Source organism: Nguyenibacter sp. L1 (genome assembly GCF_035199985.1).
Lineage (GTDB): Bacteria > Pseudomonadota > Alphaproteobacteria > Acetobacterales > Acetobacteraceae > Gluconacetobacter > Gluconacetobacter vanlangensis.
In genome coordinates, this window is record NZ_CP127015.1 from 2606514 (window position 1) to 2627244 (window position 20731).

The following is a 20731-nucleotide window of genomic DNA, read 5'->3' on the forward strand; positions in this document are numbered from 1 at the left end:
GAAAGGCGGTCCACCCTATGGCGAAATGGTCCTCAGGATGGGGACCTCTCCAGTTTCAGCGCGGTCGCGTGATGCAGGATATGGTCGCCGATGAAGCTCGAAATGAAGTAATAGCTATGGTCGTAATGCGGACGGAGATTGAGCATCAGCGGATGACCGGCCTCCGCGCACGCAGCCTGCAGAACGTCCGGCTTCAATTGTGACGCGATAAATTCATCTCCGAGTCCCTGATCGACAAGAATCGGAAGACGTTCCGTCGCGGCTTTCAGAAGCTCAAGCGGGTCACAGGCTTTCCACGCCTCGGGATCCTCGCCGAGATAGGCGCGTAACGCCTTTTGTCCCCACGGAACCCGGGTGATCGCGACGATCGGGGAAAACGCCGATACGCTTCTGAAGCGTCCGGGATTGCGCAATGCGATCATGATGGCGCCGAAGCCGCCCATCGAGTGACCGAAGATGCTCCGGGCGCCCGTTGCCGGGAAATTCGCCGCGATCAGGCGCGGGAGTTCATCGACGATGTAGTCATACATGCGATAATGCGCGGACCACGGATCCTGCGTCGCATTGACATAGAAGCCCGCACCTTGCCCGAGATCATATGCGGGATCGTTCGCGACGGTTTCACCACGCGGGCTCGTATCGGGGGCCACAAGAATGACGCCGTGCTCGGCGGCATAACGCTGGGCCCCGGCCTTGGTGATGAAATTCTGCTCGGTGCAGGTCAGCCCAGAAAGCCAGTACAGCACCGGCACGTCGCCGAATTGCGCCTGAGGCGGAAGATAGACGCCGACCTTCATGGTGCAGCCCAGCGTCTCGGACGCGTGCTGATAGACATCCTGCCATCCGCCAAAACAGGCATGGCGTTCGATTCGTTCCATTTTATGTTCCTCTCGACAGGGACGGCAGGAATGGACCGGGGTCGTGGTTCGGTTCAGTAATGAATGACCGACCGGATCGACTTGCCCTCGTGCATCAGGTCGAAGGCGCGGTTGATGTCCTCAAGCCCCATGGTATGGGTTACGAACGGCGCCAGGTCGATCTCGCCCTTCATGGCATCCTCCACCATTCCGGGAAGCTGCGTGCGGCCCTTGACGCCGCCGAAGGCCGAACCTTTCCACGTGCGGCCTGTCACAAGCTGGAACGGCCGGGTGGAAATTTCCTGGCCCGCGCCCGCGACGCCGATGATGATAGACTGTCCCCAGCCACGATGCGCCGCCTCCAGCGCGGCCCGCATGACCTGGACGTTGCCGATGCACTCGAAGGTATGATCCACGCCCCAGCCGGTCATCTCGATCAGGACCTGCTGGATGGGCTTGTCGTGATCCTTGGGATTGATGAAATCCGTCGCCCCGAACGTGCCGGCCAGCGCGAATTTCGCCGGGTTGGTATCGATGGCGAAAATCCGTCCGGCCTTGGCCTGGCGCGCGCCCTGGATAACGGCAAGGCCGATGCCGCCCAGGCCGAACACCGCAACCGAATCGCCCGGCTGGACCTTGGCGGTATTATGGACCGCGCCGATGCCCGTCGTCACGCCGCAGCCGAGCAGGCAGACATGTCCCGGATTGGCATGCGGATTGATCTTGGCCAGCGAAACCTCGGCGACGACGGTATATTCGCTGAAGGTCGAGCACCCCATATAGTGATAGACAGGCTGCCCCTGATAGGAAAAGCGCGTGGTCCCGTCCGGCATCAGCCCCTTGCCCTGCGTCGCGCGGACCGCGGTGCAGAGATTGGTCTTGCCGGACTTGCAGAACAGGCACTCGCCGCATTCGGCGGTATAGAGAGGAATCACGTGGTCGCCGGCCTTGACGCTCGTGACGCCTTCGCCGACCGCGACCACGACGCCGGCACCCTCATGACCGAGAACGGCGGGGAAAATGCCTTCGGGATCGTCGCCCGACAATGTGAACGCGTCCGTGTGACAGACACCCGTGTGGGTAATCTTTACCAGTACCTCGCCGGCTCGCGGCGGCGCGACGTCGATCTCGACGATCTGCAGAGGCTTGCCAGCCTCGAAGGCGACGGCAGCACGTGATTTCATTTCTTCATTCCCTCGAACCAGAATTGAAAATTGCATGGACCTTCGGCAAAGCATCCGCAATCAACGCAGATAGGACCGAATGATGGCAATCGTCTCGTCGATCGGTTCCCGGCCCGCGTCCCCGTCCTTCGCATGAAGAAATTCCTCGCGCAGGTGACTTTCCAGGACGGTCGCCATCAGTCCGTTGATCGCGCCGCGAACGGCGGCGAGTTGCTGCAGGACCGGGCCGCACGCCGCTCCCTCCGCCAGCGCCTGCTCCAGTGCGTCCAGTTGGCCACGCACGCGGCGGACGCGGGTCAGGGCGCGCTTCTTATCTTCCGGACTGTGCGGCACGACATCCTCGCCCTCATACTGGGGGGCAGTATATTGACATGCCGTCGCGGACGCAAGCGGCCACCCTGGAATCGCCCTGCTGCCCGAGGTACGCATGGGATCGCCGGGCGTGTCGCAAACATGCAAGTGGGGTGTCTTTTTTGTGAAAGATTTCGCCCCGATCGCCCTCCATGATCCATGCCGGTTTCGCGCGTCGGTGCGGAGGTTGACACAGGTCGTCATGCAGAAATTTTCCGCGTTTTCCTTGGCCCGGCAGGCGCTCGGCCGTCATCTCGGCTGGCAGCCCCAATGGCGTTCGGTGGCGCCGAAGCCGAGCTATGACATCATCATCGTCGGCGGCGGCGGCCATGGGCTGGGCGCGGCCTATTACCTGGCCAGGCAGCACGGATTGCGCAACATCGCGGTGGTCGAGCGCGGATGGCTGGCGGGCGGCAATACCGCGCGCAACACCACCATCATCCGCTCGAACTACCTGTTCGAACAGAGTTCCTCCTATTACGAGCACGCGCTGAAACTATGGGAGAATCTCTCGGACGAACTGAACTACAATGTCATGTTCAGCCAGCGCGGCTGCCTGATGATCGCGCACAACGTCCACGACGTGCAGGTGTTCAAGCGGCATGTCCACGCCAACCGGCTGAACGGCATCGACAATGAATGGCTGACGCCCGAGCAGGTCAAGGCATTCTGTCCGCCGCTGAATATCTCGCCGAATATCCGCTATCCCGTCCTGGGCGGCGCGCTCCAGCGCCGCGCCGGCACCGCCCGGCATGACGCGGTGGCCTGGGGCTATGCCCGCGCGGCAAGCGATCTCGGCGTGGACATCATCGAGAATTGCGAGGTCACGGGCATCGACCGCGACGCCGCGGGCCGGGTGACGGGCGTGCAGACCACGCGCGGGCCGATCCGGGCGAAAAAAATCGGCGTGTCGGCGGCGGGGCACAGTTCCGTCGTCATGGCCATGGCGGGCATCCGCCTGCCGCTGCAGATCAACCCCCTGCAGGCGCTGGTGTCCGAGCCGGTGAAGCCGGCCTTTCCCTGCGTGGTGATGTCCAACACCATCCACGCCTATATCAGCCAGTCAGACAAGGGCGAGATGGTGATCGGCGCCGGCACCGACTCCTATGTCTCGTACACCCAGCGCGGCGGCCTGCACATCCCGGCCCATACGCTGGAGGCGATCTGCGAACTGGTGCCGGATTTCCGCCGCCTGCGGATGCTGCGCTCCTGGGGCGGGATTACCGACAACACCCCCGACCGCTCGCCGATCACGGCGAAGACCTCGGTGCCGGGCCTGTACGTCAATTGCGGCTGGGGCACGGGCGGCTTCAAGGCGACGCCGGGGGCGGCCAACCTGTTCGCCTGGACGATCGCGCGCGACGAGCCGCATCCGATCAACGCGCCCTTCACCCTCGAACGTTTCCGCGAGGGCACCCTCATCGACGAAGCCGCCGCGGCGGCGGTCGCGCACTGACGCACCGCGAGACGGAGAAAGATCATGCTGCTGATCGCATGTCCCTATTGCGGCCCGCGCGCCGAGATCGAGTTCGCCTATGGCGGCGAGGCGCACATCGCCCGCCCCGGCCCCGAGGTGAGTGAAGAGGAATGGGCCGCCTTCCTGTATCTGCGCGACAACACCAAGGGCGTGCTGGCCGAACGCTGGCGCCATTCCCATGGCTGCGGCCGTTTCTTCAACGCGCTGCGCGACACGCGGACGGACCGGATCCTGGAAACCTACGAGATGGGCGCCGCCCGTCCCGACGCCAAACAGGGAGAAGCGGCATGAGCGGCGCGTTCCGCGTATCCGGGCGCGGGCGCGTCGATCCCGCGCGTCCGGTCTCCTTCCGTTTCGACGGCCGGACCGTCCGGGGCTATGAGGGCGATACCGTCGCCTCCGCCCTGCTGGCGCAAGGCCGGCACCTCATGGGGCGGTCGTTCAAGTATCATCGCCCGCGCGGCCCGATCTCGGCCGGCTCCGACGAGCCGAACGCGCTGATCGGCGTGGGCGAGGGCGCGCGGCACACGCCCAATCTGCGCGCCACTCAGGTCGAGATCCACAAGGATCTCGTCACCGTCAGCCAGAACCGTGGGCCCCGCCTGAATTTCGACGTGGGGGCGATCAACACCCTGCTGGCGCCGCTCTTTCCCGCCGGGTTCTACTACAAGACCTTCATGTGGCCGCGCGGCTTCTGGGACAAGGTCTACGAACCCGTCATCCGCCGTGCCGCAGGGCTGGGCAAGGTCGCGACCGCGCCGGACCCGGACCACTACGCGCTGCACTACGCCCATTGCGAGGTGCTGGTGATCGGCGGCGGCCCGGCGGGCCTGGCGGCGGCATTGGCGGCGGGCCGGACGGGCGTGCGCGTCATCCTGTGCGATGAGACGGCGGAACTGGGCGGCACATTGCTGTCCGACGCCCATAGCCGGATCGACGGACTTCCGGCCGCCGCCTGGGTGGAAAAGATCGTCACCGAACTGCAGGCATTGCCCAACGTGCAGGTGATGACCCGCTGCACGGCCTTCAATTACGGCCCGCACAACATGGTGGCGCTCAACCAGCGCCTGACCGAGCATCTGGCAACGCCGCCGGCCGACATGCCGCGCGAGCGCATCTGGCAGGTGCGCGCCGCCGAAGTGGTGGTCACGGCGGGCGCGCTGGAACGGCCGCTGGTGTTCGAGGGCAATGACCGGCCCGGCATCCTGCTGGCCACCGCGGCGCGGACCTATCTCAACCGCTACGGCGTGATCCCCGGCCGGCGCGCGGTGATCGTGACCGCCGACGATTCCGCCTATCGCGTGGCCATCGAACTGGCCGGAGCAGGGGTGGAGATCGCCGCGATCGCCGATCTGCGGGCCGATCCGGACGCGCCGGTGGTGGCCGAGGCGAAGGCCCGGGGCATCCCCGTCCTGCCGTCCACCACCATCCAGAAGGCAAACGGCAGCCTGCGGGTCCGCAGCGTCGAACTGGCGCCGGTCGCCGCCAACGGCAGTGTCGGCAAGGGGCGGAATGTCGCCTGCGACTGCGTGCTGATGGCGGGCGGCTTCACCCCCAGCCTGCACATCCACAGCCAGGCGCGCGGTACGATGCGCTTCGACGAGGCGCTGGGTGTCTACGTGCCGGACCAGTCCGTCGAGCGCCTCCGGTCCGCCGGGTCGTGCCGGGGCCTCTTCGCCCTGCAGGACGTGCTGGATGACGGCGCGGCGGCGGGCCTCGCGGCGGCCAGGGCGGCCGGCGGCGGCGATGCGGACGCCCCGGTTCTCTTTATGACCGAGGCCGACGCACCGGGAACCGGCGGGTTCGCCGGCGCGCTGCCGCGCCGCGGCCTGGGCAGCCTGGCGCTGGCCTTCGTCGATTTCCAGAACGACGTCACCGCCAAGGATGTGAAGCTCGCGGTGCGCGAGGGCTTCCAGTCCATCGAGCATATCAAGCGCTACACCACCACCGGCATGGCGACCGACCAGGGCAAGAGTTCGAACGTCAACGCGCTGGGCATCGCCTCGCAGGCGCTGGGGCGCGCGCCGCAGCGGGTGGGGCTGACCACCTTCCGCCCGCCTTATACGCCGGTCACGTTCGGCGCCTTCGCCGGCCATGCGCGGGGCGACCGGTTCGACCCGCTGCGCCTGGCGCCGGCCGACGGCTGGGCACGGGATCACGGCGCGGTGTTCGAGGATGTCGGGCTGTGGCGCCGCGCCCGGTATTTCCCGCGCGGCGGCGAGGACATGCAGGCGGCGGTGGCGCGCGAATGCAGCGCGGTCCGCACGGCGGCGGGGATCTTCGATGCCTCGACCCTGGGCAAGATCGAGGTCGTCGGCCCCGATGCCGCCGAGTTCATGAACCGCTTCTACATCAATGCCTGGACCAAGCTCGGCGTCGGCAAATGCCGCTACGGCCTGGTCTGCCGCGACAGCGGCTTCGTCTATGACGACGGCGTGGTCGGGCGCATCGCCGCCGACCGGTTCCATGTCACCACCACCACCGGCGGCGCGGCGGGCGTGCTGAACATGATGGAGGACTATCTCCAGACCGAATGGCCCGACCTCGATGTCTGGCTGACCTCGATCACCGAGGAATGGGGCGTTATCGCGCTCCAGGGGCCGAAGGCGCGCGCGATCCTGGCGCCGCTGGTGGACGGTATGGACATCTCGGCCGAGGCGCTGCCCCATATGGCGCTCAAGGAAGGCACGATCGGCGGCGTGCCGATGCGGCTGTTCCGCGTCAGCTTCACCGGCGAGGTCGGCTTCGAGATCAACGTCCCCTCGGGGCGGATGCGCGCGGTATGGGACCGGATCTGGCAGGCGGGCCGGCCGCACGGCCTGACCCCGTACGGCACCGAGGCCATGCACGTGCTGCGCGCCGAGAAGGGCTACCTGATCGTGGGCCAGGAAACCGACGGCACCATGACCCCCGGCGATGTCGGCTGCGGCTGGGCGGTCAGCAAGGCCAAGCCCGATTTCATCGGCAAGCGCGCCCTGGCCCTGCCGGCCCTCAACGCGCCGGACCGGCCGCAGATGGTCGGCCTGCTGACCGACGATCCGCAGACGATGCTGGAGGAAGGCATGCAGCTCGTCCGCACGCCGGGCACCCCGGCCCCGGTCTCGGCGGACGGGCACGTCACATCCTCCTATTACAGCCCGGCGCTGGGCCGGTCGATCGCCATCGCCATGGTCAAAGGCGGGCGCGACCGCCTGGGCGAGACATTGTATGCGCCCGCCATCGACGGGGCCGCGATCAAGGCAAGCATCGTCAATCCTGTCTTCTACGATCCCGAGGGAGTGCGCGTGAATGGCTAGGTCCATGGCAGAGGCGACGATCGCCCCCGATACGGTGCTGGTTCGCGAACCGCGATCGCCGCGTTACGTGCTGCAGGGCCGCGCGCCCGCGCTGCAGGCGGCCGCCAGGGCGCTGGGGCTCAAGGACGTGCCCGCGATGCTGCGCGCCGCCACCGGAACGGGCGGGACGGCCTTGCGGCTGGGCCCGTTCGAGTTGCTCGTCCTGCCGGGCGCGGACGATCCGGCGGCGCTCCAGGACGCGCTGGGGCCGATTCCGCACAGCCTGGTCGGCGTGTCCGACCGCAACGTGACGCTGACGCTGCAGGGGCCGTGGGCGGCGCGCATTCTCTCGGGACTCTGCCCGCTGGACTTCATGGAACGCGTCTTCCCCGTGGGAATGGCCACGCGCGCTCCGCTCGAAAAGGCCGACGCCGTGTTCTGGCGGACGGCGCCGGACTGCTTTCATCTCGAAGTCTGGCGGTCCTTCGGCCTTTATGCCGAGGACGCGATCCGCGAGGTGGCGCGCGGCGTAACATTTGCGAGTCTGGCGATATAGAAGAAATTCATGGCGCGAATTGGCAAGTGGCATAGCGTCTCGATTTCGTAACGTCACCGTCGGACCCGGCACGGTCGAACGGGCCGGCCCCGCTCCATGAAAAAGCCTCTCCCTCCATCGGAGACCGTTGTGCCATGACGAACTACGACATCGCCGCCATCCGCGACCTGGTCGCCCGCCGCCGGCCGCGCCATGCGCTGGAGAGCGCGTTCTACACGTCGCCCGAAATCTTCGCGGCGGACATGGACGCGATCTTCAATCGTCACTGGCTCTACGTCGCCGTGGAATGCGAGGTGCCCGAACCCGGAGACGCCCTGGCCGTCGATATCGGCAAATCCTCGGTCATCATCGTGCGTGGCGACGACGCGCAGGTCCGGGCCTTCCACAATGTCTGCCGCCATCGCGGCGCGCGCCTGCTGCCGCCGGGGCCGGCCCTCGTCGGCAACCTGGTCTGTCCCTATCATGCCTGGACCTACGGGCTGGACGGCGCGCTGAAATTCGCCGAGCACATGGGCGACGGGTTCGACCGCGCATGCCTGGGCCTGCGTCCCGTCGCGCTGCGTTCGATGGCGGGGCTGCTGTTCGTCTGCCTCTCCGACGACCCGCCGGACGACATCGACGACGTCGTGCGCCAGATGGAACCCTATCTCGCGCCGCACGACCTCAAGAACACGCGCGTCGCCCATACGGCGGACCTGATCGAATACGGCAACTGGAAGCTCGTGCTGGAGAATAATCGCGAGTGCTACCATTGCATGCCCAACCACCCGGAACTGACGATTCCGCTCTTCGCCTACGGCTTCGGCTTCGCGCCCGAGGAACTGAGCGCCGAGGACCTGGCGCAGGCCGAACGCTACGAGACGCTGCGCCGGACGTCCCATGACCGGTGGGAGGCAGCGGGCCTGCCCTCGCGCCTGATCGAGCATCTGGACGACCGCCCCACCGGCTTCCGCACCGAACGCCTGCCGCTCGACGGCTCGGGCGAAAGCCAGACGATGGACACGATGGCGGCCTGCCGCGTGCCGCTGGGCACGCTCCGCGACAAGGCGGCGGGCGGCCTGCATTTCTGGACCCAGCCCAATGCGTGGCATCATTTCATGGGCGACCATGTCGTGACCTTTTCGGTGATCCCGCTTGACGAAGGGCGTACGCTGGTACGCACCAAGTGGCTGGTCCATAAGGACGCGGTCGAGGGCCGGGATTACGATCTGGAAAACCTGACCAGCGTCTGGAACGCCACCAACCGGCAGGACGCCGACCTGGTGGAGATGACGCAGCGCGGGGTGGCCGATCCGGCCTATGTCCCCGGCCCCTATTCGCCGCATACCGAAGGACTCGTGGAGAAATTCATGGAATGGTACCTCGCGCGCCTCAAGGCGCACCTGGGTTGACGGGCGAAAGGCCGGGACACGGATGACCGACATCGACCTGCCCCCCTTCTGGGATCCCGAAAGCGACGACGTGCTGGTCTGCCGCGCCGTGCGGCGGCAGACCCATGACGTCGCGACCTTCGTCCTGACGGCGGCCCAGCCCAGGCGGTTCCGCTACCGGCCCGGTCAGTTCATGACGTTCACCGTCATGATCGACGGCGTGGAAATCCATCGTTGCTACACGCTCTCCTCCTCGCCGAGCCGCCCGGATTCGCTGGCGATCACGGTCAAGCGCGTTCCCGGCGGCCCGGTCTCGAACTGGCTGCACGACCATCTGCGCCCGGGCATGGAAATCGCGGCGCTCGGCCCGACGGGCGATTTCACGCTGGACCTGCCCCATGACGCCGCGCCCGAGAAATATCTTTTCCTTTCGGCGGGCAGCGGGATCACGCCGGTCATGTCGATGGCGCGGCACCTGGTCGACACGCGCTTCGATGCGGACGCGATCTTCCTTCATTCCGCCCGCTCGCCCGAAGACCTGATCTTCGCGCGCGAACTGGCCTGGATGGCCGAGCAGGCGCCGTCCCTGCGCGTACGCTCGATTTGCGAGCGCGACACGCCGCAGAACCGCTGGCCGGGCGCGATGGGTCGGCTCGACGCGGCATTGCTGGCGCGTGAGGTGCCGGACCTGCGCGAACGCCGCCTCTTCGTCTGCGGACCGGACGGCTACCGCGCGTCGGCGCGCGCCCTGGCCGAGCAGGCCGGCCTGGACATGGCCCGCTTCCACGAGGAAAGTTTCGATTTCGGCACGCTGGCGACGCAGGATCCCGAAATCCCCGCGAAGATCGAGGCACTGGACGCGGCACGTCACAAGGTCAGTTTCACGCGCAGCCGGCGCGAGATCGAATGTGGAACCGACACGCCGGTCCTCGCCGCCGCGCGGGCGGCGGGGATGCGCCTGCCGGCATCCTGCGCCAAGGGCATGTGCGGAACCTGCAAATGCAGGCTGGTATCGGGCACGGTGGAAATGAAGCACGATGGCGGCATCCGCCAGCGCGAGATCGATCAGGGCATGATCCTGATCTGCTGCGCCCGGCCCACCAGCGACCTCGTGATCGAGCGTTAGACGATGGCTCCGCGCGCCGCCGACCTCGCCAGCCTGCGCCGCTTCGGGTTCCTGACGCTGAGGAATTATTCGCTGATCGCCGTCAGCAACGCGATCGAGGCGCTGCGCATGGCCAATCGGGTGGCCGAGCGGGACGAGTACACATGGCGGGTGCTGAGCCTGGACGGGTCGCCGATCGCCGCCAGCAACGGGCTGTCGCTGCATCCGACCGAGGCCCTGGGCGATGCCGAGGGAATGGATGTGCTGTTCGTCTGCGGCGGGATCGATGTCCGTGCCGCCACCAGCCAGGAATTGCGGGTGGCGCTACGCCGGCTGGCGCGGCAGCGGATCGTGATCGGGGCATTGTGTACCGGTACCTTCGCCCTGGCCGATGCCGGGCTGCTGCGCGGCTATCGCTGTGCGATCCATTGGGAAAATCTGGGCGCGATCCGCGAGGAATTCCCCGAGATCGATATCGTGGACGAGATGTTCGTGATCGATCGCGACCGCATCACCTGCACCGGCGGCGCGGTGCCGCTGGACATGATGCTGCGGATCGTCGCCGCCCGTGTCGGCCCGGCGCGCGCACGGGAAATCGCGACTCAGTTCCTGCTGGAACGCGATCGGGCGGGCAGCGAGATCCAGCCCCTCGCCGCGCTGGATCCTCTGCCGCCGTCACTGGGCCGGGCCGTGCAATTGATGGAAAGCCGCATCGACCAGAAACTGAGCGTGGGCGAAATCGCCGACGCCGCCGGCCTCTCGGAACGCCAGTTGGAACGGCTGTTCCGGACGCATACCGGCGCCACGCCCGCCGCCTACCTGGCCGCGACGCGGCTGGAACGCGCGCGGCGCCTGCTGCGCCAGACCGGCATGTCCGTCACCGATGTCGGCATCGCCTGCGGCTTCATGTCCCTGACCCATTTTTCGACCGCCTTCCGCAACCGGTTCGGCTACGCCCCGCGCCAGGAACGCCAGCGGCAGGCACGTTAAAGGAACGCCAACGCCCATGATCCCCCATGCCGATGCCCTGCTGAAGCCGTTGCGCATCAAGTCGCTGGTCATCCGCAACCGGGTGATGAGCACCAGCCACGCCCCCGGCTACGGCGTCGACGGCAAGCCGCAGGAACGCTACCAGCTCTATCATGCCGAAAAGGCCAAGGGCGGTATCGGCCTGACCATGTTCGGCGGATCGTCGTCCGTCGAACTGGACAGCCCGGCCACGCCGTGGAGCCAGATCGCGGTCTCCGACGACAGCGTGATCCCGTATTTCCGCCAGTTCGCCGACCGGGTACACGCGCACGGCGCCCGGCTGATGATCCAGTTGACCCATATGGGCCGCCGCACCCGCTGGGACACCGATGCCTGGCTGCCGGTGATCGCGCCCTCGGTCCGGCGCGAGCCGGCCTCGCGGTCGATCCCCAAGGAGATGGAGCCCGAGGACATCGCGCGGGTCGTTCGTGCCTTCGCCGCCGCCGCCCGCCGCTGCCGCGAAGGCGGGCTGGACGGGCTGGAGATCTCCGGCGCGCATGGCCACCTGCTGGACCAGTTCTGGAGCCCGTCGGTCAATCACCGGCACGATGCCTATGGCGGCAGCCTGGAACACCGGATGCGCTTCGGCATCGAGACGCTGACCGCGATCCGCGAGGCGACCGGCGACGATTACGTCATCGGCATGCGCATGTCGGGCGACGAATTGCTCCAAAGCGGCCTGACGCAGGACGACTGCATCGCCATCGCCGAAGACTATGCGCGCCGGGGGCTGATCGATTTCGTCAACGTCATCGGCGGCCAGGCGCGCGACGAGATGGCGCACGCGGTGTCCCTGCCCAACATGGCCTTTCCGGTCGCGCCCTTTCTCGGCCTGGCCAGCGCGATCAAGCGGGCGGTCGATATCCCGGTCTTCCACGCCCAGCGCATCACCGATCTGGCGACGGCGGCGCGCGCGGTGGCAGAGGGGCATGTCGACATGGTGGCGATGACCCGCGCGCACATCGCCGACCCGCATCTGGTCCGCAAACTGGCCGACGGGCGCGCGGACGATATCCGGCAATGCGTGGGGGCGGGCTACTGCATCGACCGGATCTATGTCGGCGGCGACGCACTGTGCCTGCAGAACGCGGCGACGGGGCGCGAGGCGACGATGCCGCACGAGATCGCGCCCGCCGAAACCGCGCGGCGCGTCGTCGTCGTCGGGGCCGGGGTGGCGGGGCTCGAGGCGGCGCGGGTCTGCGCCCTGCGCGGCCATACGGTGACGCTGTTCGAACGCGACGCGCGCACCGGCGGACAGGTCAACCTCGCCGCCCGCGCGACATGGCGCGAGGCCCTGTCGGGCATCGTGCGCTGGCTGGACGGGCAGGTGCGCAAGCTGGACGTCGATCTGCGCCTGGGGGTGGAGGCGACGGCGGCCGATATCCTGCTCTGCGCGCCGGACGTGGTGATCGTGGCGACAGGGGGCGAGGCGATCCTGGGCGACGATCCGGGCAGCGACCTGCACCATACGACGCGCGACGTCCTGGCCGGCCGCGCCGCGCCCGCGGGCAGCGTGCTGCTGTTCGACGAGATGGGGCAGCACAACGCCGCCTCGGTGGCCGAATTGCTGGCCACGCGCGGCTGCCTGGTCGAGCTGGCGACCCACGACCGGCTGGTGGCGCAGGAAGTCGGGACCACCAACCAGCCGGTGCATCTGCGCGAATTCTACAAGCTGGGCGTGGTGACGACGCCGAACATGGAACTGACCGAGACCTGGCGCGAGGGCAACCGCCTGGTCGCCGTGCTGCGCAACACCATGACCGGCGCGGAAGAAGAACGGGTGGTCGACCACATCGTGGTCGATCGCGGCGGCGCGCCCGACACCACGCTCTATGCGGCGCTGAAGGCGGGCTCGGCCAATGCCGGCCAGACCGACGCGCATGCGCTGGTCGCCGGACGGCCCCAGCCGGTGATGGCGCGGCTCGGGGCCGGCGACTACGCGCTGTTCCGCATCGGCGACGCGGTGGCGGCGCGCAACATTCATGCCGCGCTCTATGACGCGCTGCGGCTGTGCAAGGATCTCTGACACCATGCGCTGGCTGGTCCTTGCGGAAATGGGATGTGCCGCGGGCGCTGTCGCCCTCGTCTGGATGGTCCTGCTGGCGCGCTGGCTGAAGGGGCGCCCCGCCGGCCGGTCCTGGCTGGCCGGCCTGGCGTCGGTGCCGCGCCGTTATCTCGTGGACGTCCATCACGTCGTCGCCCGGCGCCCGCGGCATGCCCGCATGCACGCATTGGCCGCCGGCGGCGCGCTGGGCGGCGCGCTGGCGTTGCTGCTGGGGACGCTGCCGGGGGTCTGGGGCGTATTCCGGATCGTCGCGATCGTTCTCTTCGCGCTGGGCGCGTGGGGCGCCCTGATCGATCGCGCCCGGCGGCGGCCGCGCACGCCATCGCAGCTTTCGGGTGGCCCGTTCCTCTGGCTCCCCGCGGCCCTGATCGCGTGGTGCGCCGGAAATGCGCTCGTCGCGGCCTGTCTCGCGAACCGCGCAGCGTCCGCGGCGATTGCCGGCGGGCTTGCCGCCGCCCTGGCCGCCGCCTTGGTCATCGCCCTGGCCATCGCCCTGGCCGGGGCCGTCGCGCTGCTCGTCGCCGTCGGGCGTGGGCCCATGCGTCATGGGCTGGCGGGCGTGGCCTGGCTCGCCGGGCACACGCGCCCGGGCCGTTTCACCCGCCCGGGCGTGCCGCGCCCGCTCGATACGGCGCTATGGCCGCTCGACCTTGTGCATGAGCGGCTGGGCGTGCTGACCCCGGGCGATTTCACGGGTCCGGAACTGGCGAGCTTCGATGCCTGCGTGCAATGCGGGCGTTGCGAGGAAGCCTGCCCGGCCTTCGCGGCGGGCCAGCGCCTGAATCCGAAGGCACTGATACAGGGCCTCTCCGGCGCGATGCGCGCGAAGCCCGCCCCATATTTCGGCAGCCCGTCGCCCCATGCGCCGGCCATGCCCGGCGGTGGCGGCATGGGGACCGAGATCGTCGGAACCGTGCTGGCCCCCGATACGCTGTGGGCGTGTACCACCTGCCGCGCCTGCGTCGAGGAATGTCCGATGCTGATCGAGCACGTGGACGCGGTCATCGCGCTGCGGCGTGGTCAGACGCTCATGAAGGGCGCCGTGCCCGCGGGCGCCGGGCAGGTGCTGCGCGCGTCGCGGGACCGGGCCGAGCCGGGCGGCCGCGCGCTGGACGCGCGGACGGACGGGATCGCGGCCCTCGGCGTCCCGGTCCTGGCGCCGGGCGAGGAGACCGACATCCTGCTCTGGCTGGGCGAGGGCGCGTACGATCTGCGGTACGGCCGATCGTTGCGGGCCCTGGTGACGCTCATGCGCAAGGCGGGTCTCCGGTTCGCCACCCTGGGCGCGGACGAAGTCGATTGCGGCGACGTCGCCCGGCGCCTGGGCGACGAGGCGACGTTCCAGGCCCTCGCGCGCGAGGTGATCGAAACGCTCGGAACGCGCCGCTTCACCAAGATCGTCACCGCGGACCCGCATGCCTATCACGTCCTGAAAAACGAATATCCCGCCCTGGGCGGCACATGGACCGTCGAGCACCATACGACCTTGCTGGACGCGCTGGTGCAGGACGGGCGGCTCACCCTCGCGCGGCGTGACGGGCCCGCCGTCGCCTATCACGATCCCTGCTATCTGGGGCGCTATAACGGCGTGATCGACGCCCCCCGCCGCCTGCTCGACGCGGCCTGCCACACCCGCGTGGAGGTCGAACGCCACGGCATGCGCGCCATGTGCTGCGGCGGCGGCGGCGGAAGCCCGGCAAGCGACGTCGACGCGGCCACCCGTATTCCCGACCTCCGGATGGAGCAGATGCGGCAGGGCGGGGCGTCCGTCGTCGCGGTGGCGTGTCCCGGATGCACGGCGATGCTCGAAGGCGTGACCGGGCCGCGCCCCGAGGTGAAGGACGTGGCGGAACTCGTGCTCGCGGCGGTGGTGCCATGACTGGTGGTGCCAAGACCGGTGGTACCATGACCGGGCGGATCAGGCGGGACCCGCGCGCCGAACGGTCGCGGCGCCTCGTGCCCGGCGGCGACCGGCCGCGCCTGGTCCATGATGGGAACGTCGCGGGCATGGCCGTGTCGCGCCGGCCGCGCGAGGCGCCCGTCCGGCGTATCGAGGCACCGGCTTTCTGGGTCGCCGTCGTCATCCAGGCCGTCGATGGCGGCCTGGATCGCTGGGGCCGCCAGCTTCTCGGGGCTGCGCGGATGCTCGCCGGGACCGATGGCGGGGTCGTTCTGATCGGCCTTGGCGACATCGCCTCCCGACAGGCGGGCGAGGCCGGAGCGGACCGCATCCTGACGATCGGCGCGCTGGACGATCCCGAAGCCGCGCCGCTCCTGTTGCTGGAACTGGTCGCCCCCTTCGCGCCACGGCATGTGATCTTTGCCGAAGACCGGACAGGCGGCGATCTCGCGCGCCGGCTCGCGGCGCGCAGCGGCTGGCCGATACAGCCGGGCATCGAGGCGCTGAGCGTCCGCCAGGGCGTCCGGCCATGCCGGGGCGGCCGGTCCGAGCGCGTCGCGGCCGTGGCCCGGATCATCACCCTGCCGTGCGACCGGGTGGCCCCCTATGCCGTGCACGCGTGCGAAGGACGGATATTGGAGGCACCCATCCCGCCTTCGAACCCGGCCGGACGATTGGTGTTCGGGCCGATCGTGCCCGCGCCGGCGGGCGCAATCCCGTTGTCCGAGGCGCCGTTTGTCGTGTCGGCAGGGCAGGGCGTCACGGATTTCGAGACATTTCACGCGCTAGCCCACGCGCTTGGCGCGACCGAGGGGGCCAGCCGCGTGGTCTGCGATGCCGGATCGATGCCGCGCGCGGCACAGGTCGGCGCCTCCGGTACGGTGCTGGACGCGCGCTGCTACCTGGCCTTCGGCATCGCCGGCGCGCCGCAGCATCTGCAGGGGCTGGGCAAGGTCGAGCACGTGGTGGCGGTGAATACCGACCTGCATGCCGCGATCGTCGCGCGTGCCGGGCTGTCGATCATCGCCGACGCGCAGGCGGTGATGCCGGCCCTGCTGGCCCTTTTGCAGGGGGGCGGGGCATGATGCGGCGCATCGTCCTTCTTTCGAACGGAATCGATCCGGTATCCGGCCGTCCGGCCCCCCCGCCGGGCGAGATCGCGGCGATCGGGCTGGCGCTGTCGGTCGGTGGCCCGACCGGCGGGGACTCGACCGGCGGCCTGCACGCGGGCCCCCCGTCGCCGGCCCTGCGGCGGGCGGCAGGGTACGGGCTGGACCATGTGGACTGCCTCGGTGGCGGGGGCGACGCGGTCGAAGCGCTGGCCGCGCATCTGGCCGCCGACCCGCCGGGCCTGGTGCTGGCCGGCCGGCAGGCATGCGGCGGCGAGGATAGCGGCATGCTGCCCTATCTGCTGGCCGAACGACTCGGCTGGCCGCTGCTCTCCGGCGTGATCGCGGTCGGCGCGGCGGCCGAAGGCTGGCTGCCGGTCACGATCGGCCTGCCGCAGGGCGCGCGGCGCCAGGCCCGGATCCGCCTGCCCTGCATCCTGTGCGCCCATGATGCCGCCCCGGCGCCCCCCTTCGTCTTCGACCGCGCGCGCCGCGCCGAACTGCGGGCCGTACCCGCCCCTGCTTCGACCGCCCCCGCCTCGACTGCACCGGAAGCCGCGCCGGAGGGGACCGAACGCCCCTATCGCGCCCGGCCGCGCCTCATCGGCGCGGCCGCGCCGGCCGGCACGGGAACGGTGCTGGACCACCCGGACATCGCCGAAGCCGCGCACGCGCTGCTGGACCACCTCCGGGCGCTGGGCGTACTCAAATCGCCGCGCGGGCCATCCGCCGATGCGTGACGATTTGCATGCTCTGCTGGACCGCCTGGCCTTCCGGCCGAAAAGCGTGCGCCACCCGCCCGTCCGCACGGTGGAGGAGGCGCATCTGCACTACGCGGGGCTGGACGGCGCCCATACCAAAAACGCCTTCCTCAAGGATGCCAAAGGCGTGCTGGTGCTGGTCACCGTGCCGGCGGATTGCCGGCTGGACATGAAGGCGCTGCCGGCCCTGATCGGCAGCAAGCGGCTCTCCTTCGCAAGTCCCGACCTGATGCGCACGGTTCTGGGCACCGAGCCGGGCGCGCTGGGGCCGCTCAGCCTGATCGCCGACACGCGGCGCCAGGTCCGCTTCGCCCTCGAATCCTCGCTGATCGAGGCCGACGCCATCACCTGTCATCCGCTGGACAACGCCGAAACCTGGGTGATCCCGCAAGGCGAATTCAAGCGGATCCTGGCCGCTCTCGGCGTCGAACCGATCGTCTTTTCCCTCAAGGGCGCCGTTGGGTAAGGCCACCGTCGGAAACGCGCGACCCTTCGCGTCCCGGCGGTCAGCGGCGCCCTGTCAGTCGGGGAAAACGACGGTCCGGTGCCCGTCGAGAATGACGCGATGCTGAAGATGGTAATTCACCGCGCGCGACAGGACGCGGCGCTCCACGTCCCGGCCCTTGCGGATCAGGTCGTCGGGCGTATCTGCATGGGAAATGCGCTCGACATCCTGCTCGATGATCGGGCCCTCGTCGAGGTCGCCCGTGACGTAATGGGCGGTCGCCCCGATCAGTTTCACGCCCCTTGCGTGCGCCTGGTGATACGGGCGCGCGCCCTTGAACCCCGGCAGGAAGGAATGGTGGATGTTGATGCACCGTCCCGCCAGCCAGCCGGACATGTCGTCCGACAGCACCTGCATATAGCGTGCGAGAATGACCAGCTCCGCGCCGGTTTCCCCGATCAGCGCGCGCAGACGCGCCTCCTGCGCGGGTTTGGTCTCGCGGGTGACCGGCAGGTGATGGAACGGGATGTCGCCGGTATCGACGGCCTGCGTCGCTTCGCGCGGATGGTTCGATACGATGGCGACCGGGTCCATCGCCAGTTCGCCGATCCGCCAGCGATACAGCAGGTCGGCCAGGCAATGGTCGAATTTCGAGACCATGATCACCACGCGCTGCCGTCCGCGCGGCGGGTAAAGCCGCCAGTGCGCGTCGAACCGCGCGGCCACCGCAGCCAGCCCGGCGCGGTCGGGCGGCGCCGCGGCGGTAAAGGCGATGCGCATGAAGAACCGGTCTTCCGCCAGGTCGGCATGCTGGTCGATTTCGACGATGTTCGCGCCGGCCTGGAACAGGCAACCCGACCAGGCGGCGACCAGGCCCGGCCGGCTGGCGCAGGTAACGATCAGGACATGGGCGTCGGCATGGGCCATGGGTCAGGACATCTTCATCGGTCGGAGAACAGCCGGATGCCGGCATGGGACAGCACGTCGGGCGCGGCGCGGCGCGCGGCCAGGTCGGGGGCGGCGGTGCGGTGGCACGCGCTGGGGCTGATGCCGAACGCCGTCTTGAAATGGCGCGAGAAATGCGAGCAGTCGGAAAACCCCATTTCGATGGCGATCTCCGTCACGCTCATTTCGCCCGCTTCCAGCAGGGCGCGGGCGTGGCGCAGCCGCAGCATGCGATAGAAATCCTGCGGCTTGCGGCCCAGCGTGCTCTGGAACAGGCGTTCCAGTTGCCGGCTGGAAATGCCCAGCCGGGCGGCGAGCTGCGCGATCGGCAGCGGCCGCGCCATGTTCTGCTCCATATGCAGGATGGCGCGCCGTACCCGGGGGTCGGCAAGCCGGGTCGCCGAGGCCAGGGTGGGGGGCTGCGGCTGCAGCCGGATCTGGCTGCCGCTCGTGCCGGCGCGTTCCATCAGCAGGATATGGCTGGCCTTCAGCCCGGCCGGGCGGCCGATGCTGCGTTCGATCAGGTGCAGCGCCACGTCGGCCGCCGCCCCCCCGCCCGAGCACGTGATGCGGTCGCCGTCATCGACGAACATCTGGTCGCTGACCGCCTCGTGCGCGGGAAACGCCTCCAGGAAATCCTGGCGATGATACCAGCTCACGCAGACGCGGCGATCATTCATCAGCCCGGCGCGGCACAGGGCGAAGGTGCCGGTACAGACGCCGATCAGGGTAATGCCCATCTCCGCCGCCCGCCGCAGCCAGACGGTGGTGACATGGTCGATCTGCTCCTGTCCGTGCAGCAGCCCGCCGACCACGACGATATAGTCGAAGGCCCGGGGATCGCCCAGCGGCGCGTCGCGCGCGATCGCCACGCCGCAACTGGAACGCACCGGATGGACCGAGGCCGACAGCACCTGCCACGCGCAATGGATCGGGCGGCTGCGGTCGTCCTTGTCGGCGGCAAGGCGCAGATGGTCGACGAACAGGGAAAAGGCGGACAACGTGAAATGATCGGCAAGGATGAAGCCGACGCGCAGGCGCGGCCTGATGCCGCCCGATGCCCCTTCTGACATGATCGCTCTCCCGGCACTTGATTTCTCATCCGCAATGAGACTACGGGACGGCCACGGTCGTGAACTGTCCGGGATACGACATAAATTTCATTTATTCCGCCATGGCGGTCAGTCGCCGGCCGGCAGGGACAGGCGTGCCTGCACGGCGGGCAGCGCCGGGGCGCCGTCGTGCGTGGCGACGCCCTCCAGCCAGCCATGCCAGGCGTCGGGGTGCGTCCGCAGCCAGCGTCGGGCGACCAGCGGCGGCGGCACGTGGTCGCGCTGGATCGCCAGCATCATCATGTTCTCGTCCGGGATCGTGAAGCGGATCTGCGCCAGCAGCCGCGCCGCGTTGGGGCAGTCGGTGCGGTAGCCGCGGCGGATCACGGTATTGACGCTCGTCCCGCCATTGGGGCCGAAGACCTTGTCGCCGCCGGTCAGGTAGCGGATCGCGAAGCGCAGGTTCATGGGATGCGGCTCCCACGCCAGGAACAGGATCGGCCGGTGGCTCAGGATGCTGCGGTCAACCTGGCTGAGCATGCCCTGCTCGCTGCTTTCGACCAGGCGGAAGCGGCCGAGATGGAACTGGTCCCGGCGGATCATCTCCAGCACCAGCCCGTTGCCGTCATTGCCGGCTTCCAGGCCGAAGATCATATGGCCCAGGCGTCCCCCCCAGGCTGCGATGTCGCCATAGTCGCGCAGGCCCGCCTTCCACGTATAGTCGGGCACGGCCAGCGTGTAGTGCGCACCCGACAGGTTGGTCGCCAGCCGCTCCACCGAGCCGTCGGCCAGGAACGGCGCGATCGGTGTGCTGCCGGTGGGCTCCCAGTTGCTCAGAAACGCATCCACCCGCCGGTCGCGCATCGCCACATAGGTCATGACCAGCGGCAACAGCGGCGTCTGGGGGGCATAGCCCAGCGCGTCGAACAGCGTCGCGGTGACCGCCGTCACGGCCTCGGCATCCGTCCAGCCCACATTGGACAGGCGGATGGGCACGCAGGCCGCCGGATCGCCGGGCATCCCGGCCGCCATGGCAGGCATGGCAAGAAAATTGATCGCTGCGAACAGAGCGGCGACCCGGCCGACGATGCTTCTGGGCATCCAGCTATAACTCCCTCGCTGACTGGCGGAAGGCCAGCAGGGACATCATGTCCGTCCCCATTCGCCATTCACCCGAATGTTTGCGTCGCGGAATAGTTTGGTTTCGACATGAGGGAGCGTTTCAAGGGGGCCGGACCGCTTTTATGCGG

At 68.8% G+C, this 20731-nt stretch carries 18 protein-coding genes; 12 read left to right on the plus strand and 6 right to left on the minus strand.

Going from position 1 to position 20731, the window contains the following annotated elements:
- Nucleotides 1-32: 32 nt before the first annotated feature.
- Genes fghA through frmR form a run of 3 tightly spaced genes read right to left on the minus strand, consistent with a single transcriptional unit; the run spans nt 33 to nt 2374 of the window.
- Nucleotides 33-878 (minus strand): S-formylglutathione hydrolase, encoded by an 846-nt coding sequence (fghA, locus tag QN315_RS11805; protein WP_323989452.1) that lies wholly within the window; start codon nt 876-878, stop codon nt 33-35.
- 53 nt (nt 879-931) lie between these two features.
- Entirely contained in the window at nt 932-2041 is a 1110-nt protein-coding gene (locus QN315_RS11810) for an S-(hydroxymethyl)glutathione dehydrogenase/class III alcohol dehydrogenase (protein WP_176639726.1), read from the minus strand.
- Nucleotides 2042-2101: 60 nt separating this feature from the next.
- The gene (frmR, locus tag QN315_RS11815) at nt 2102-2374 is read right to left on the minus strand and encodes a formaldehyde-responsive transcriptional repressor FrmR (protein WP_176639730.1); all 273 of its coding nucleotides are present in this window, start codon (nt 2372-2374) and stop codon (nt 2102-2104) included.
- Between the two features lie 220 nt (nt 2375-2594).
- Here frmR and QN315_RS11820 point away from each other — a divergent pair, with 220 nt between their 5' ends.
- The 12 genes from QN315_RS11820 to QN315_RS11875 all read left to right on the plus strand — a co-directional run bounded on the left by QN315_RS11820 (nt 2595) and on the right by QN315_RS11875 (nt 17505).
- Nucleotides 2595-3848, plus strand: coding sequence for a sarcosine oxidase subunit beta family protein (locus QN315_RS11820; RefSeq protein ID WP_323989455.1), 1254 nt, complete (start codon nt 2595-2597; stop codon nt 3846-3848).
- 24 nt (nt 3849-3872) lie between these two features.
- Nucleotides 3873-4160, plus strand: coding sequence for a sarcosine oxidase subunit delta (locus QN315_RS11825; protein WP_176639724.1), 288 nt, complete (start codon nt 3873-3875; stop codon nt 4158-4160).
- The gene (locus tag QN315_RS11830; protein WP_323989458.1) at nt 4157-7165 is read left to right on the plus strand and encodes a sarcosine oxidase subunit alpha family protein; all 3009 of its coding nucleotides are present in this window, start codon (nt 4157-4159) and stop codon (nt 7163-7165) included. Before QN315_RS11825 ends, QN315_RS11830 begins: the two co-directional genes overlap by 4 nt.
- Nucleotides 7158-7700 (plus strand): sarcosine oxidase subunit gamma family protein, encoded by a 543-nt coding sequence (locus tag QN315_RS11835; protein WP_323989460.1) that lies wholly within the window; start codon nt 7158-7160, stop codon nt 7698-7700. Before QN315_RS11830 ends, QN315_RS11835 begins: the two co-directional genes overlap by 8 nt.
- Before the next feature lie 134 nt (nt 7701-7834).
- Nucleotides 7835-9091 carry an SRPBCC family protein gene (locus QN315_RS11840; RefSeq protein WP_176640190.1) on the plus strand — a complete coding sequence of 419 codons (1257 nt, stop codon included), beginning with the start codon at nt 7835-7837 and terminating at the stop codon, nt 9089-9091.
- Between the two features lie 22 nt (nt 9092-9113).
- Nucleotides 9114-10196, plus strand: a complete 1083-nt coding sequence (locus QN315_RS11845; RefSeq protein ID WP_323989461.1) for a hybrid-cluster NAD(P)-dependent oxidoreductase — start codon at nt 9114-9116, stop codon at nt 10194-10196.
- A 3-nt stretch (nt 10197-10199) separates the two neighbouring features.
- Nucleotides 10200-11165, plus strand: coding sequence for a GlxA family transcriptional regulator (locus QN315_RS11850; protein ID WP_323989462.1), 966 nt, complete (start codon nt 10200-10202; stop codon nt 11163-11165).
- Nucleotides 11166-11181: 16 nt separating this feature from the next.
- Complete coding sequence (locus QN315_RS11855) at nt 11182-13230, plus strand: NADH:flavin oxidoreductase (protein WP_323989463.1); 2049 nt, start codon at nt 11182-11184, stop codon at nt 13228-13230.
- A 4-nt stretch (nt 13231-13234) separates the two neighbouring features.
- A complete protein-coding gene (locus QN315_RS11860) occupies nt 13235-15148 on the plus strand; it encodes a DUF3483 domain-containing protein (protein WP_323989465.1) in 1914 nt (637 codons plus the stop codon).
- A gap of 26 nt (nt 15149-15174) precedes the next feature.
- Entirely contained in the window at nt 15175-16254 is a 1080-nt protein-coding gene (locus QN315_RS11865) for an electron transfer flavoprotein subunit alpha/FixB family protein (RefSeq protein ID WP_323989467.1), read from the plus strand.
- Nucleotides 16251-17018 carry an electron transfer flavoprotein subunit beta gene (locus QN315_RS11870; protein WP_323989468.1) on the plus strand — a complete coding sequence of 256 codons (768 nt, stop codon included), beginning with the start codon at nt 16251-16253 and terminating at the stop codon, nt 17016-17018. The genes QN315_RS11865 and QN315_RS11870 overlap by 4 nt, the downstream gene beginning before the upstream one ends.
- Nucleotides 17011-17505 (plus strand): prolyl-tRNA synthetase associated domain-containing protein, encoded by a 495-nt coding sequence (locus QN315_RS11875; protein WP_323989469.1) that lies wholly within the window; start codon nt 17011-17013, stop codon nt 17503-17505. The genes QN315_RS11870 and QN315_RS11875 overlap by 8 nt, the downstream gene beginning before the upstream one ends.
- Before the next feature lie 54 nt (nt 17506-17559).
- Here the strand turns inward: QN315_RS11875 and purU are convergent, their stop codons facing one another.
- The 3 genes from purU to QN315_RS11890 form a co-directional block, all read right to left on the minus strand.
- Nucleotides 17560-18411 (minus strand): formyltetrahydrofolate deformylase, encoded by an 852-nt coding sequence (gene purU, locus QN315_RS11880; protein WP_323989470.1) that lies wholly within the window; start codon nt 18409-18411, stop codon nt 17560-17562.
- 14 nt (nt 18412-18425) lie between these two features.
- On the minus strand, nt 18426-19502 hold the full coding sequence (locus tag QN315_RS11885; RefSeq protein WP_323989471.1) for a GlxA family transcriptional regulator: 1077 nt from the start codon (nt 19500-19502) through the stop codon (nt 18426-18428).
- A gap of 108 nt (nt 19503-19610) precedes the next feature.
- A complete protein-coding gene (locus tag QN315_RS11890; protein ID WP_323989472.1) occupies nt 19611-20582 on the minus strand; it encodes a glycine betaine ABC transporter substrate-binding protein in 972 nt (323 codons plus the stop codon).
- Nucleotides 20583-20731 lie beyond the last annotated feature (149 nt).